Source organism: Paenibacillus sp. ALJ109b (genome assembly GCF_010747435.1).
GTDB lineage: Bacteria > Bacillota > Bacilli > Paenibacillales > Paenibacillaceae > Paenibacillus > Paenibacillus taichungensis.
In genome coordinates, this window is the sequence record NZ_JAAIFP010000001.1 from 1 (window position 1) to 14,806 (window position 14,806).

Consider the following 14,806-nt stretch of genomic DNA (forward strand, 5'->3'; position numbering starts at 1 on the left):
TTTGTCTCACGTTATGGGGTCAGTCCCATCCACTTAGGGTCAATGCGTGCTTTTTATTAAATTCATGCAGTGGAGTACCTAATTTTGGACACACACGACCTAGTTCAGGCCAAAGCTACAAACGAGCATGAAGCCTAGAATGGACAACACAATAGAGCCCAGCAATCCTGCCAAAAAAGGTTTCTTGCCCAGACGACGGAAGGTTGCAATATCCACACCCAACCCCAATCCAGCCATGGCCATCGCGAGCAGCATATAGGAGAGAACCAGAAGTCCCGAGATCAACTCTTGCGGAATAATACCCAGCGTGTTTAAACCACTCATAGCCAGGAATCCGAAAATGAACCAGGGTACTGGCAATTCACGCCACCGGATTCCTTTAGATGATTTTTGCTCTCCCCCACGCGCCTGTCGTCCACTCCACAAGCCAATGATCAGCGCAATGGGTACCAGCATGGCGACCCGGGTTAGCTTCACGATGACTGCCATATCCAGTGCCACTTGCCCTCCAGGTGCAGCCCCAGCGATGACGTGTGCCACTTCATGCAGTGTGGCCCCTGTGAATAGGCCATATCCATTCGCACTTAAACCCAACACCGGGTATAGCAATGTATAGGCTAAAGTGAAAATTGTGCCGAGTATCGCTACTGTGGCCGCACCTACTGCCGTTTCTTCATCTTTGGCCTTGATCTGTGGCGCAATCGCAACCACTGCCGCTGCACCGCAGATGGCTGTACCACAAGCAGTCAGCAGCCCTATTCGTTTGTCGATCTTTAACCACTTGCTCAGTCCGTAGACAACAAAAATCGTGACAACAACATTGATTGCCGCTAGCGCAACGACTTTGTATCCTGCATGGACAATATCCATAAGGTTCAGCTTCAAACCCAGCAGGATGATGCCGAACCGCAGCAATCGTTTTCCCGAAAAAGATATCCCTGATTGCGCGGTCAGCGGAACGCCACGCACCGCCCGGTACAAGATGCCAAGCAGAATTGCAATAACGAGTTGACCCATGATATTTAAGAGCGGCAGATAACCCAGCAGCTTGGCGATAAACGAGAGTAATAAAGTCAGTCCGATCCCCTGCAGAAATCCCCTGTTCCTAACTACTTTTATGTTTTTAACGAATCTCAATTGTGTCTGTAAAATCATAGCTCCACACTTCCTTATGGGATAAAGTATATCCTCACTATAGAAGCAGACAGGAAGGAAGTGAAATATGAATCTGCGATCCTAATCATTATAAAAAATTATGATTGATTAGATATCTTATGCTAAAATGAGCTCAATAGGCTTATAACTATAAAAACACACTATTCAAATGAGGAATTCTAATGATAACTGATGCCTTAAAAGTCTTCGTTACCGTTGTAGAACAAAGCCATTTCTCCAAGGCTGCAGAACTGCTGAACCTGTCCCAACCGGGGGTGAGCCTGCATATCAAAAATTTGGAGAATGAGCTGGGAGCCAAGCTACTGCATCGTTCTCCAAAGCAAGTGTCCCTGACTGAAGCGGGCGCAATCCTCTATAGACATGCCAAAGTCATTCAGGCCCGCTACGATGAAGCGCGGCAGGAGATTCAGATGCTGCGGGATGAAGTGACCGGAAGCATTCAGATCGGGGCAAGCTTCACCATCGGTGAATATATTTTGCCTAAGAAGCTGGCAGAATTCGCATCACAGTATCCGCAGGTCAACATTCAGGTTACGATTGGCAATACCCAGGAGATTCTGTCTGCGGTTAGGGGAAATCAGCTGGATATCGGATTTGTGGAGGGTGAAGCGCAAGCCTCGGCAGACCTTGACGTTATCCCTTACATGAAGGATGAGATGATCGTAGTAGCTCCTTCCGGTCACCCCCTCTCCGGTTCCGTCGTGGTAGAGCAGAATATGCTTCAGGATCAGGTCTGGGTTCTTCGTGAGTTGGGTTCGGGAACACGCGCGTTTAGCGATCATTTTATGGAAGAGACTACGATCCGCCCTAAGCGGTCTTATGTCTTCACTAGCAGTCAGGGTGTGAAGGAAGCTGTTGCTGCGGGACTCGGAATTGCAATGGTATCCAGATGGATTGTTCATAAGGAACTGGCAACCGGGGAAGTTGAAGAATTGCGAATTAGACAGTTGCATCTTGAACGCAGCTTCTCCATCATTCGTCTCATCGAGCATTCACATTCCATGGCGCTTGATGTTTTCTTGCAAAAGCTTCTTTTCGTCAAAAAAGAGGGTTGATGGCTATTCGCCATTAACCCTCTTTTGAACTACACAAGCAGATACATTCTTGCTTCATAAGGACGAAGTGTGTTCTCTGAAACAACGTCCGAATAGTTACTAATTAATAAACTTTTATCCCCTGCAAATTCGCTTGCAAGCTGGAATGGAACAACTTTGCCATAGAAGTTGCACAGGACTAGCAATTTGGTATCACCAAGTGTTCGTGTGTAAGCGAAGAGGTTGGTGTCTTCCGGATACAACAGTTCATAATCCCCATAGATGATCACTTCATGCTCTTTTCGCAGCTGAATCAGTGTTTTATAGTAATGGTAAATGGAATCCGGATCATGTATAGATTCTTCCGCATTAATCTCCGTGTAATTCGGATTTACCAAAATCCATGGTTTGCCTTCCGTAAAACCAGCATTTTCGGAAGCATCCCATTGCATCGGCGTACGTGCGTTATCACGGCCTTTTGCATAAATGGATTCCATCACTTCTTCCTCAGGATACCCATTCTCGACCCGTTCCTTATACAGATTCAGCAACTCAATATCACGGTATTCTACAATAGGATAACGTACATTCGTCATGCCTAACTCTTCACCCTGATACACATATGGCGTACCTTGCATGCCATGAAGAAGAGTAGCCAGCATTTTGGCAGACTGTACACGATATTCCCCGTCATTTCCCCAACGGGACACGATCCGCGGAAGGTCATGGTTGTTCCAGAACAAGCTGTTCCAGGCTTCTCCCTTCAGCTCGGTCTGCCATTTGGACAACACTTTCTTTAATTGAAGCAGATCCAGCGGCTGGAGATCCCACTTGCCTTTCCCCTCCTGCTCATCCAGACTAATATGTTCAAATTGGAAGACCATGGATAGTTCACTGCCGTCCGGGTTGCTATAAAGCTTGGCACTTTCGGGCGTTGCTCCCCAGGTTTCTCCGACGGTTAGCAGATCACCCTTTTGGAATGTCTCTTTACTGAGTTCACGCATATATTGGTGCAAATTTGGCCCATTGCCTGTAACTTTGAGGTCAGGCTGCTTGCCAATCAGATCGATAACATCAAGACGGAACCCGCCTACGCCTTTATCCATCCACCATTGAATCATATCGTATATCTCCTGCCGTACCTTGGGGTTCTCCCAGTTAAGATCCGGTTGTTTAACAGAGAAAAGATGCAAATAATACTGTCCCAGCTCGGGAACCCATTCCCAGGCTGATCCACCAAACGTTGAACCTAAATCGTTCGGCGGTGTTCCTTCCATACCATCTCTCCACACATAATAATCGTGGTATGGATTATCCTTACTTTTCCGAGCTTCCTTAAACCAGGGGTGCTCGTCGGATGAGTGGTTAAGCACCAGATCCATGATAATTCGGATGTCCCGCTTGCCTGCCTCCTGAATCAGCAATTCCATATCTTCAAGCGAACCAAACATCGGATCGATATCCTGGTAATCCGAAATGTCATACCCGTTGTCATCTTGCGGCGATTTGCACACTGGTGACAGCCATATCGCACCGATGCCAAGATCCTTCAAATAATCGAGTCGGGATAATATACCTTTCAGATCCCCGACTCCATCACCATTGCTATCTTGAAAGCTGCGGGGATAAATTTGATATACAACAATTTCTTTCCACCAATTTTTATTTCCCATAACGCACCACCTTTCTCTTGAACCAGATTCTGCTCATCCAATTCCCGTTTCATTCACTATTATTCTTTTACCGACCCCACAACAATTCCGGTTACAAAGTATTTTTGCAGCAGCGGGTAGATCAGCAGCAGCGGAATGACAGCCACTACGATTTTGGCTGCATTTAGATTTTTGTTCGAAATCTCAGTTAGATTGCTGAGCTGAGCAGAGTTCGTGCCGGATTGAAGAAGCTCCGCGATATTCACGTTAAGAGACTGAATATAGGTCATTAGCGGATAATTGCTAACTTTGGTCATATAGATCAATCCACTGAAGAAATCATTCCACGTGCCCACGATACTGAACAGGGATACGGTCGCCAGCGCAGGAATAGACACGGGCACATACACTTTGAACAGGACCTGCAATGCATTTGCCCCGTCGATGAATGCCGCTTCTTCAAGCGCTTTCGGCACTGCGGCGAAGAAGTTCATCACAAGGATGACACTGAATATCGGAACAGCACCTGGCAGTACAAGCGACCAAATCGTATTGAGCATATCCAGGTTTTTGATCAACAGATAACTAGGGATCATGCCCCCACTGAATAACATGGCAAAAATCATGATATTCATATATATATTTCTGCCCTTAAACTCCCTTTTCGATTTGGACAGCGGGTAAGCCATCAAAACAATAAGAATCATGTTGAGCACTAGAGATAGAGCCACACGTAGAACGGAAATGCCAAAGGATCGCCAGAACTGCGCATCATCAATAATTTTCGAATAAGCGGCTGTTGTAAACTTAACGGGTAACAGACCTACGGCATTGGCCGATACGGCCTCACTGCTGCTGAATGAAATCGCAACGATATTCCATAATGGAAGGAGGCAGATCAAAGCCAGCAATATAACGATGGCGTAGATGACAAACCGGCCCATTCGGTCTTTCAGGCTTGCGGAATAAGACACAAGTTTCGCCTCCTTAGAATATTTTTCTGTCGGTGTATTTTTTGGCCAATTCATTGGCGGACAATAATAGAACAATACCGATCACTGACTTGAACAACCCAACAGCTGTACCAAAACTATACTGTCTGCCAACGAGACCAATCCGGTATACATAGGTATCCAGAATATCGCCCGACTCATAGACAACCGGGTTATACAGATTGTAGATTTGATCGAAGCCTGCGCTCAAAATATTGGTCAGACTCATAACCCCCATTAGCAGGATAATAGGGAGCATACCCGGTAATGTAATATGCCATACTTTTCTCCACCAGCTCGCTCCATCTATCCCTGACGCTTCATAGAGGCCGGGATCAATCGAGGTAATTGCAGCCAAATAAACGATGGAGCTATAACCGAATTCCTTCCATACGTCCGTCCCGATAATCAGCGGCTGGAACCAGGTGTTGCTTCCGAGATAATTAATATTTTCCAAGCCGAAAAAGGCTAAAATCTGATTTACACTTCCATCCAGGCTGAACATGTTAACAACCACGGAGGCCAGAACGACCCAAGACAAAAAGTGAGGCAGATATACAATGGTCTGCACGGATTTTTTAACAAATTTAAAGCGGATTTCGTTTAATAAAATGGAAAAAATGATGGCCATCAGGGTGCCAAGTAGAATCTTGGCGATGGCAATCACCAAAGTATTACTGATCACTTGGCCGATGTCCGGCAGCTTGAACATATAAATAAAATGTTTGAGCCCAACAAACTCGGAGCCAAACATACCTTTGGCTGGTACGTAATCCTGAAACGCCGTAATGACACCAACCATTGGAATGTAGCTGAATACCAACAAAAATAAAATGCCTGGCAGCATCATCATATGATACATGGCACCTGTGCCCAAGCGGTTTCTTGCTTTATATTTTCCCTGATTCATGGATGAACCCCTTTCCTGAAGAAAGGCTGCTTAGCGCAGCCTGTCAGCAGTGTTAGCTTAATTATTTTTGGGATGTGGTCTCAGCTTCGATCTCCTGGATCACTTGATCGCCGCCTTGTTTCTTCCAATTGGTGACGAATGTTTCGAAGTAATCCAGCGGTTCTGCACCCGTTATGATTTTGATGAAAGATTCCTGTTCCATTTTGGTCAGGTTAGCCCACGTCTGTTTCATGCTTGGTGTAGTTCCAGAGAACGCTGGCGTCATCCAGTTAAATTTGCCTTCTTGGGTCAACTTATCGATCAGCCCCACTCCGTTCATACGTGAGTGATATTTCGACCAAGCTGTTACATCATCCGTATCCTGGTCTTTCAAGTACGTTTGGATACTGCCAATATTGTTCTTCGATTCCGTTGTACGAACCTGATCCAAACCGATCTCGCCTTTAATTCCACGAACAACGTCGGAGTAATCATCCAACAGGGATGTTGCCGAGTTGACTTCAATATTAAAAGGTCTGGTTGAACCGTCTACGCCGCTTTCCAAATACTTAGCTGCCTCTGGCATGGTAGTTGCGACATCTTTGTCATTTGCCAATTTATCGTAGAACAGATTAATAATTTTAATCGCGAGTTCCGGGTGTTCATAACCTTTTCTCACAACGATAAACTGACCGGATGGATTGGCATGTGCCACGTTTACCTTACCGTCTGCATCCTCCAACGTATAAGCCGTGAATTTTGCATGTTTATCCATCTGTTTCACACTGCTCAGTCCCCAGTCTGGAATGTGCCACGGTCCAAAAGCAATTCCGCTCTGACCATTGGTGTACAGTGCAGTGATATCGTCAAATGTACGGGTTCCAAATTGCGGGTCAATGATACCTCTCTTGAACCAGTCGGCCATAACACCCAACATCTTCTTGGTTTCCTCTGTAGTCGAACCATAAATGATGCTGCCGTCTTCACCCTTCATCCAATATTGAGGATACGCGCCTTCGGTTGAAGCAACACCCAGCATGGTATAGGCAGAACCGTTATAGTCCGTCGTATTCAGGGTGTTCACAAAAGGAATGCCCACTGGTTTCCCAGTTTGCCCAGGATCTTTTTTCAGGAACTCTTCTGCTGTTTTCTCTACATCTTCCAGCTTGATGGCACCGTCTCCGTCAGCATCGAGTTTGATTCCCAGCACATCCAACCAATCCTGACGAACCCAAACCATAGTTGGTGCGGAGTCCAGAGAGGTCGCTGGAAGGCCCATCAGTCGGCCATCAATCGTGGCATTGTCCAGTGCACGACCATCGTAGGAGTCGTAAATTTGCTTGATATTATCGGTGGCATATTGTTTGTATACTTCCGTCAGATCTTCAATCAGATCATTATCAACCAGTTCTTTAAGTTCATCCTTGGAATCGACACGCATCATATCGGGCAACTCCCCGGAAGCGATTGCAAGAGAGACCTGACGACTGTAATCTTCACCATTAGCCTCAAATTGGTCCTTAATTTGTGCGTTAAACGATTCTTTAACCAGACGGGTATACGCATTGTTCTCATATGTATCTCCAGCCGGCAATTTCGGGTTCGCCGTCGTAACACGCCCCATCGTTACCGTCACTTCGTCTTTATAAGCACTGAACGGATCTCCAGGTGTTACCTCATATTGGCCTGCATCTTCAGCAGTCGGTGGATTCGAGGATCCCCCACAGGCTGCAAGGACAGAAACCATCAATGCGGACATAGACAGCACAGCCAGTCGTTTCGTCAACAGTTTGCTTTTTATTGACCAATTATTTCTCATCAAATTCAACTCCCCTTCGTTCTGATTATTTCTCTATCATGTTGTTTGCGCTTTCATTATAAAACTTGGAGAAGCTTAATCGAGATAGGGATTAAACGCTAGTTTGGATAGAGAAATGTATACAGTTTTCACTCGGATCAACGAGCAACATGGAGGTTGTGAACATTTATCTCACCTACTAACTTACATTTGTCTATCCTCGTTAATAAGTTAGGGTACCACAGCTAGTGTGGCACAAAGAAAAACCGGCAAACTCCTTAAACAGGAGTCTACCGGCGATGAATGATCGAATTAAGTAAAAAACGCGGGGATTCACGCAGATATGTTAGCATTTCAGCGTTGATTTTGTGAAGCGGTCACTTCAGAAGTCACTTGGTCGCCTCCCTGTTCTTTCCACTCTTGTACAAATTGATCGAATGAATCGATCGGTGCAGCGCCTAAAATAATCTTCAAAAACGTATCATGTTCCAGCTTGGACAGTTTGCTCCACAATCTCTCCACCGCAGGCGTTCGTTTATAGGTAAGGCTTCGAACTTTATGGATATTCGGATCAAAGAAGTTTCTTCCACCCACGAGCAGTGAATAACCACGCATAAAGTTCTCGTTGTGCTGATCCCAATACGAAATGCCAAGTTGATCATAAGGCTTTAGCTTGGTTTGTTTTATCGTCGAAACTGTATTTTCCAGCAGCTTATATTCGGACTTGTCCTTAAAATCGGCAGGGGTTTTGGTTCCGGCCAGAATCTCCTGCACAGCTTTGGATTCAAATCGTGCTTCATCTGCTGGAGCAAAGAAATTGCGGCTGAGCATAAAACTCGTACCATACTTGAACTCATCACGGAGGTACAGATTGTTTATCTTGATAATCGCTTCGGGATGAGCATACCCTTTGCGAACCACCAGGAAAGAACTTGAGGGATTATCCACCTTCACACGAAATGCTCCGTTTGCATCCAGTGGGAGCGCGTAAGCCTGCCAGTTCGCCTTGGGATCATTCAGCCAAGCGCTTGGGAGCGGCCAGTAGCCTGCAAAGAAACCTTGAAAGAACATCCCCGCCTGCCCGCTAATGACGGTTTCCTCAGGTTCTTTGCGAATACCCAGATCTGGATCAAGGAGACCTTTGGCATACATATCACGAAGTCTGACCAAGGCGTTCCTTGTCTCTGGTAGAATCGAACCGTATACAGGTTTTCCATCTTTTTCGAGCCAATATCCGGGGAAAGCTCCATAAGCTGCGAAGATTGGCGTTAGATCAAAAGCAAAAGCGCTGTTGTTGAAATCGTTAAACAGACTTGTGCTTGAGGCGAGCCCGATCGTATCCCGTTTTCCGTTCCCATCCAGGTCCTGCTCCACAAAGGCCTTCGCGATAGCTTCCAATTCGTCCACTGTTTTCGGTGGTTTTAATCCAATACGATCCAGCCAGTCCTGCCTGATCCAGAGCATACTGAAGTCCTCCGCCGTTACAGACGGAACAGCCATCATTTTCCCTTCAAAGGTCACTTGTTCCAGAGCCAATCCATTGGAGCTGTCGATAATTTTTTTCATCTCAGGTGAAGCGCTGCTTGCATATGCCTTGGTCAGATCTTCAATTTCTCCCGCTTTGACCATCTCATTCAACTGAACTTGATTAACGATCATCGCATCAGGCAAATCATTGCTGGCAATAGCCAGATCGATTTTCTGTCCAAAATTCTCCTTGGATACCTGCCACATGACCTCGACGTCAATGTTGAGGTTTTGCTTAATCACCGTTTTCCACATATTCTTTTCTAATGTCTCTCCTTCGGAGAGATCCGTACCTGTGGGGTCAACCACATATCCCAACCGGATGGAAACGGGATGTTCATATTTACCGAATGGCTCGGTGGCAGCTGTGTCAGGAGCGGTTGTCGTTGGACCAATTGGCGATTCCCTAAAGTATGAAATACTGAAAAATACGATACCTGCAATCAAGCTGACGACAACAACACACACAGCCATCTTCTTGATCATTGCTTTCCCTTCTTTCACCGGATTGTCAGTCGGTTGTGTGGAGCGCACACTATTTGTCCGCTCTGCCTAACTGCCGATATTCACTAGGCAGCACGCCTGTCAGTTCGCGAAAGATTCGGCTGAAATATTTCTCATCCGTATAACCCACCCGCTCTGCAATCCAGAAAATCGTGTTGTTTGTGTTCAATAAATACTCTTTAGACTTCTCCATTCGTATATATCGGGAATAATCATTAAAGGTTTTTCCCATGATGTCCTTGAAGCATTGGCTGAAATAGCTGCGGCTAATGTTGAGTTGCTGGGACAGCCCTGAAGCTGTAAATGCCTGATCCAAATCATTCTGCATAATCATCACGGCTTTTTTCACTCCATCTATCATTTCCTGAGAATAAGAAACCTGTTCATCCGCTTTTCGAATACTCTCAGAGGTCTGCTTGATCCACTGTTCCACTTCGTACCAGGATTGAAAAGAATGGATCATTGAGATTCTGCCCAGTGTAGTCTGTGCGAAAAGATGGTTCCACTCCATGACCAGGGAGTACAGTAATCCCATCAGCTGCCCTTTTTGCAGCCTTAGAGATTTAAACTCTTCAACAAGCTGATTATAATAATTATCGTTATGCGTCCACGGAGATAGAAACCAACTTCGCTTAATACGATCCATGTCCTCATCCCGAGGTTCTGTTGGAGCTGTATCTTCTTCATTCATGGAAACGGCAATAACCGGATCTTGGGGTTCATACGCATAAAATAAGGACGTTTCTGTATAGTTTATAATCCAGTTTTGAATTTGCGACCATGTCCGTTCCTGTACTTCAGACAACACCAGTAGCGCCCCTTGAGGAACTTGATCCAAATATCCCTTCAATCTATCAAATAGCTGATCCTCTCCACCCTGAGGTACCGCCCACATCCAGCTGTTCCGTTCTACTTCAAATTGGACCTCGTCTGAACCGGATTCGAATCCAATGGGCCAGATCTGGCCAGATTTTCGGTCCAGTGAAACAAGTGCATACACTTTACGATAATGGACGTTGATTTCACCTAGCTGCGGCAACTTTCGTCTTGTATTCGTGAGCTCACCAATCCGGGTATGTATTCGATTCAGTACATGTTCGAATTGTTCCTTCTCAAGCTGAACTTTGGCTATATAGTCGATCGCTCCCAGCCGAAGCGCTTCCTGGATATAATCAAAATCCTGATGAAGAGTAAGCACGACAATATGAAGTTCCGGGTATAGCTGCCTTGCAGCGCGCATCAGTTCAATGCCTGACATCACGGGCATCGCAAGATCCGTTAGCATCAGATCCACCGAGTTGGATTCCAGAAAATCCAGCGCCTTAGCCCCGTTACTTGCTTCTCCAACAACCTCCATGCCGAAATCGTTCCACGGCATTGCGGAGCTTATTCCTTTTCGTACCAATTTATCATCATCCACAATCAATACCTTAATCATGCCGAGATATCTTCTCCTTTGATCGGAAGTATAAGCAATATGCTTGTGCCAGTTCCCAGTTCACTCTCAATCACCAGTTGAGCTTGATCCCCGTATTGTGCTTGTAACATGCGGTGAACATAATTGAGCCCGATGCCCATCCCTACTTTTTGATGATCTGCTACACGATTGTTCAGAAGTCTTTCAATCGCTTCCTCCGTCATGCCAGCTCCATTATCCTGAATCATAATGTTCAGCGTTTCTTTGCGTGTTACTTCAATTTGAATAAAACCTTCGTCGCTCAGTCCATGGTAAAGTGAGTTTTCAACCAGTGGCTGTAGAATAAAACGAGGTACAGGTATTTGAAGCACTTGTTCATCAGCCGAAATACGCACATCAAATTCAAAATCATAGCGGATTTGCTGCAGGATCAAGTACTGTCTAAGCGCGTCAATTTCCTCTTCCATTGTGGAAACCTGTCCTAATTTACCCAAATTGTAATACAACAGCTTATTCAGGGACTGCACCAGCTTGTCAATCTCCCCTTGTCCATTCATTACCGCCAGCCAGTGGACCGTATCCAGCGTATTCATCAAAAAATGAGGATTGATCTGGTACAGCAGCTTCTCTACTTCAAGGTCTGCACGAATTTTCTCTTTCTGCTGCACCTCTTTAAAGAGGTCACCGATTTGATGCTGCATATTCGAGAATTCACCTAACAGAAAATCAAATTCAGGAATTTGCGTGCGAGTCTGACTGCCTGCCGTTTGTGGATTTTGAGACATGCCGTTGATCTCCGAATGGAACAGACCGAGAGGTTTATAAACCATCTTCCACAGCAGCCAAGCCAGAAATACCGTAAAGCCCAGGAAAAATAAAGCGACCAGTAATATTTGAAGCAACCACTGGTTTTTCTCCTGTTGATACTTAGCCTGCGAGATCACCGACACAACGCTCCAGTTCTGAGTAGAGCCCTGTCTGAACCAATGATAATCGCGAGCTATTCCATCGGATGCTGAACCATTCGATAAGCTGGAGAAATTCTCCCCGACTCTCATCGCTTCCGGAATCTCACTATACACAATATTTCCCTCTCCATCGAGGATCAAGTGGGATAAATCTCCTTTGTACTGATTGTAACCCAATATATCCTGTGCAAGGTGAAAACCGGATTCAACGTAAATATAAACATCGTCCCTCTGGGGTAATTTTACCTTCCGCATGGCGGATAAGACGAGCTGATCATCAAACCGGTTCATACTGACATGAGGACCATAGTAGGTAATCCCATATGCTTGGGAGAGCACAGGCAAAGATTCGGGTGCAAAACGATCCTTTATAGGAAAGTTTCCAAACTGTGTGGAGCCATCCTTCTGAAAATAATACAATGTCAAACCGATATTCGGGTTAGTAAAAGTTACGACATTTAATTCGCTCTTTAGTTCATCCCGAGTTTCAATCAATTCAAATATATTGGAGGACGGCTTTAACACCTCATCCAACTTTTTGCCTAATGTACCACTGTAAGATAATTGCTGAGTAACATGATTCAGGTTGGTGATCGAATTCTCCAGTGAAGAAGTCACCTGCTGTAAATTGCTCCGAATGCCATCATCGATCTTGTTCGCAAAAATGGAATCAATGGTGTAATAGGAAATCGCAACTATACTAATGAAGGGAATAAACGCACTGAGAAAAAACAGCAAAAAGATTCTTTTTTTAAGTGTCATTCCAACCTATTCTCCTTAACTTCATCCATTCTATGTTGAATGCATAACTCCATAATTATAGATTGATAATTCAATATGTCAAACGCTTTCAAATTGTGATCATGACAAAAAGACTCTGCCAGCGTAATGCCAGCAGAGTTGTTATTATGGTAAAGGAATTAAACCAGGAAAGCTTTAGAGATGATGACCAACAAGATGAACAGAACAAGGATTGCGCCGATGGATGTGAAACCACCGTATCCACCAAGACCTCCAACATTTCCATATCCTACTTCACTCATGTAATCTCCTCCTCTTTTGTGTTATGTCATAAGGTATTCAACTCTTTGTGTATTGACAAGGCTTTTGAGGCAATCATCAAAAAAAAGGGCTCTATCCGCTAATGTAGCAGACAGAAGCCCCATCATTATACTCATCATTATCTTATGACACTTATTTCAGTTTCATTAAAGAATTCAAGTGCAGAATAGTACCATTTAGGTTTAGGTTGTAACTCACCATCCACATAGACATCGACTTGCTCGTTATAAAACGACATCAATCCAGCAATCTTTGGGATTTCAGGGATTGGATTTAGATAGCTCCACACGATATTCTCATAGGTCTGTCCATTGAGGACAACCGTCCAGTAGGATGCATCCCCTTTATAAGGGCAGGAGGTCTGCTTGTCATTTGCGGTAAGCACATTCTGATCCACGTCTTCCATCGGAAGATAATAGCGAACGGGAACTCCCGTTTCAAATACGATCACCGGGCGGCGGCTATCTGCAAGCTTGATGCCATCTAGAACGATCTGAACATACCGGGAACTATGGATCGCATCAACTCGCTTGTATGGGTCACGCGGGTGAACGAAGATCTGCTCTTCTTCTTCATACCAAGCGTCCACCTTATTCCAATAGAAAGCCACAAAACCTTTGATCGACTCGATATCCTTAAGTGGATTCTCATAACCCCAGACTGCATTTTCAGAAATACGCTCACCAACTTGAATGGTCCAGTAAGAAGCATCCCCTTTAATAGGGCAGTGGGTCTGCAACTCGGTCTTCACCAGAAATTGCTGCATCACATCTTCTAGTGGAAAATAATAAACCGGTAACTTGCCGCGCTCATGAAGTGTAATCACACGTGCGCTGTCCGCAATAATTTCACCTGCAAACGTGACGTGAACCCGGCGCGGGTTTAGATCTGCCTTCAACATTAGTTTATCTTCCTGACGCAGAGAACAGGCAATAGATGAATTCAGATGATTTACCATTTCACATTATCCCCTTTCTATATTGCGGTAAGGAAGGCGATCATCAGCAGATAGGGACCACTTTACCCCATCCACATAGAGCGCATCCACAGACTCATGGTAAAAGCATAACAGTCCTTCAACTTCACGAACTTCCGGTAATGGGCTCTTATAGCTCCAAACAAGATCATTGTATTCTCTTCCATTAACTGAAGCCGTCCAATAGCTGGCTACTCCTTTATAAGGACAACGTGTGGTTAAATCAACGGGCTTCAACAAATCCAGACGCACATCCTCCTGATGAAGATAATAACGCGGGGTCAGCCCTGTCTCATAGAGAATCACAGGTCGCTTGCTATCAGCAACAATTACTCCATCTAATTCGATTTGAACATGACGTGAGGCCGGAATTGCATCCACCCTGGAATACGGGTCCCGTGCATGAACAAATATTTCTTCCTCTTCCTCATACCAGGCATCTACTTTGTTCCATGAAAAAGAATAATGATCTTGCAAATATATCACTTCTTGTTGCGCACCCGAATAGCTCCATACCGCATTCTCTACCGTACGTCCACCGCTGGTAATATGCCAAAACAATTGATTTCCTTTATACGGATCATTCACCTGCTTTTCTGAAGGTTTGAATATGTCAAGGTTCACATCTTTCTTCGGAAAATAATAAACGGGCAGTCTGCCTGTTTCGGTAACAACGAGAACTTCCTTGCTGTCTGCGATAAACTGCCCGTCAAATTTTACGCGAATCCACTTTGGACTGACCTCCGCACGAATTTGCCAGCCCTCTTGGGAATGGTCCCGTAAAGACCACTGGGGATCAACATGTGCCATT

General features: G+C 45.1%; 12 protein-coding genes. 1 reads left to right on the forward strand and 11 read right to left on the reverse strand.

Annotated elements, in window-relative coordinates:
* Positions 1–99 precede the first annotated feature (99 nt).
* Positions 100–1,155 carry a YeiH family protein gene (locus G3352_RS00005; protein ID WP_163752914.1) on the reverse strand — a complete coding sequence of 352 codons (1,056 nt, stop codon included), beginning with the start codon at positions 1,153–1,155 and terminating at the stop codon, positions 100–102.
* 182 nt (positions 1,156–1,337) lie between these two features.
* On the opposite strand from G3352_RS00005, the gene G3352_RS00010 reads away from it, so the two are divergent.
* Positions 1,338–2,231, forward strand: a complete 894-nt coding sequence (locus tag G3352_RS00010; RefSeq protein WP_163752915.1) for a LysR family transcriptional regulator — start codon at positions 1,338–1,340, stop codon at positions 2,229–2,231.
* A gap of 29 nt (positions 2,232–2,260) precedes the next feature.
* Here the strand turns inward: G3352_RS00010 and G3352_RS00015 are convergent, their stop codons facing one another.
* From G3352_RS00015 to G3352_RS00060, 10 genes are all read right to left on the reverse strand, one after another.
* Positions 2,261–3,883 (reverse strand): glycoside hydrolase family 13 protein, encoded by a 1,623-nt coding sequence (locus G3352_RS00015; RefSeq protein ID WP_163752916.1) that lies wholly within the window; start codon positions 3,881–3,883, stop codon positions 2,261–2,263.
* A 59-nt stretch (positions 3,884–3,942) separates the two neighbouring features.
* Positions 3,943–4,836 carry a carbohydrate ABC transporter permease gene (locus G3352_RS00020; RefSeq protein WP_113054902.1) on the reverse strand — a complete coding sequence of 298 codons (894 nt, stop codon included), beginning with the start codon at positions 4,834–4,836 and terminating at the stop codon, positions 3,943–3,945.
* Positions 4,837–4,849: 13 nt separating this feature from the next.
* Positions 4,850–5,764 carry an ABC transporter permease gene (locus G3352_RS00025; RefSeq protein WP_163752917.1) on the reverse strand — a complete coding sequence of 305 codons (915 nt, stop codon included), beginning with the start codon at positions 5,762–5,764 and terminating at the stop codon, positions 4,850–4,852.
* Between the two features lie 61 nt (positions 5,765–5,825).
* Positions 5,826–7,562 (reverse strand): extracellular solute-binding protein, encoded by a 1,737-nt coding sequence (locus tag G3352_RS00030; RefSeq protein ID WP_163752918.1) that lies wholly within the window; start codon positions 7,560–7,562, stop codon positions 5,826–5,828.
* Positions 7,563–7,895: 333 nt separating this feature from the next.
* A complete protein-coding gene (locus tag G3352_RS00035) occupies positions 7,896–9,602 on the reverse strand; it encodes an extracellular solute-binding protein (RefSeq protein ID WP_345940696.1) in 1,707 nt (568 codons plus the stop codon).
* Between the two features lies 1 nt (position 9,603).
* On the reverse strand, positions 9,604–11,010 hold the full coding sequence (locus tag G3352_RS00040; RefSeq protein WP_163752919.1) for a response regulator transcription factor: 1,407 nt from the start codon (positions 11,008–11,010) through the stop codon (positions 9,604–9,606).
* Positions 11,007–12,719 carry a sensor histidine kinase gene (locus G3352_RS00045; RefSeq protein ID WP_163752920.1) on the reverse strand — a complete coding sequence of 571 codons (1,713 nt, stop codon included), beginning with the start codon at positions 12,717–12,719 and terminating at the stop codon, positions 11,007–11,009. Before G3352_RS00045 ends, G3352_RS00040 begins: the two co-directional genes overlap by 4 nt.
* Positions 12,720–12,877: 158 nt before the next feature.
* On the reverse strand, positions 12,878–13,000 hold the full coding sequence (locus tag G3352_RS00050) for a sporulation protein YjcZ (protein ID WP_079697598.1): 123 nt from the start codon (positions 12,998–13,000) through the stop codon (positions 12,878–12,880).
* 137 nt (positions 13,001–13,137) lie between these two features.
* A complete protein-coding gene (locus G3352_RS00055) occupies positions 13,138–13,977 on the reverse strand; it encodes a DUF427 domain-containing protein (protein ID WP_163752921.1) in 840 nt (279 codons plus the stop codon).
* 6 nt (positions 13,978–13,983) lie between these two features.
* Positions 13,984–14,805 (reverse strand): DUF427 domain-containing protein, encoded by an 822-nt coding sequence (locus G3352_RS00060; RefSeq protein ID WP_163752922.1) that lies wholly within the window; start codon positions 14,803–14,805, stop codon positions 13,984–13,986.
* Between the last annotated feature and the right edge of the window lies 1 nt (position 14,806).

Coding starts and splice junctions, on each gene's coding strand:
- G3352_RS00005 (WP_163752914.1), bottom strand. CDS start 1,155: ATGATTTTACAGACACAATTGAGATTCGTTAAAAACATAAAAGTAGTT.
- G3352_RS00010 (WP_163752915.1), top strand. CDS start 1,338: ATGATAACTGATGCCTTAAAAGTCTTCGTTACCGTTGTAGAACAAAGC.
- G3352_RS00015 (WP_163752916.1), bottom strand. CDS start 3,883: ATGGGAAATAAAAATTGGTGGAAAGAAATTGTTGTATATCAAATTTAT.
- G3352_RS00025 (WP_163752917.1), bottom strand. CDS start 5,764: ATGAATCAGGGAAAATATAAAGCAAGAAACCGCTTGGGCACAGGTGCC.
- G3352_RS00030 (WP_163752918.1), bottom strand. CDS start 7,562: ATGAGAAATAATTGGTCAATAAAAAGCAAACTGTTGACGAAACGACTG.
- G3352_RS00040 (WP_163752919.1), bottom strand. CDS start 11,010: ATGATTAAGGTATTGATTGTGGATGATGATAAATTGGTACGAAAAGGA.
- G3352_RS00045 (WP_163752920.1), bottom strand. CDS start 12,719: ATGACACTTAAAAAAAGAATCTTTTTGCTGTTTTTTCTCAGTGCGTTT.
- G3352_RS00050 (WP_079697598.1), bottom strand. CDS start 13,000: ATGAGTGAAGTAGGATATGGAAATGTTGGAGGTCTTGGTGGATACGGT.
- G3352_RS00055 (WP_163752921.1), bottom strand. CDS start 13,977: ATGGTAAATCATCTGAATTCATCTATTGCCTGTTCTCTGCGTCAGGAA.
- G3352_RS00060 (WP_163752922.1), bottom strand. CDS start 14,805: ATGGCACATGTTGATCCCCAGTGGTCTTTACGGGACCATTCCCAAGAG.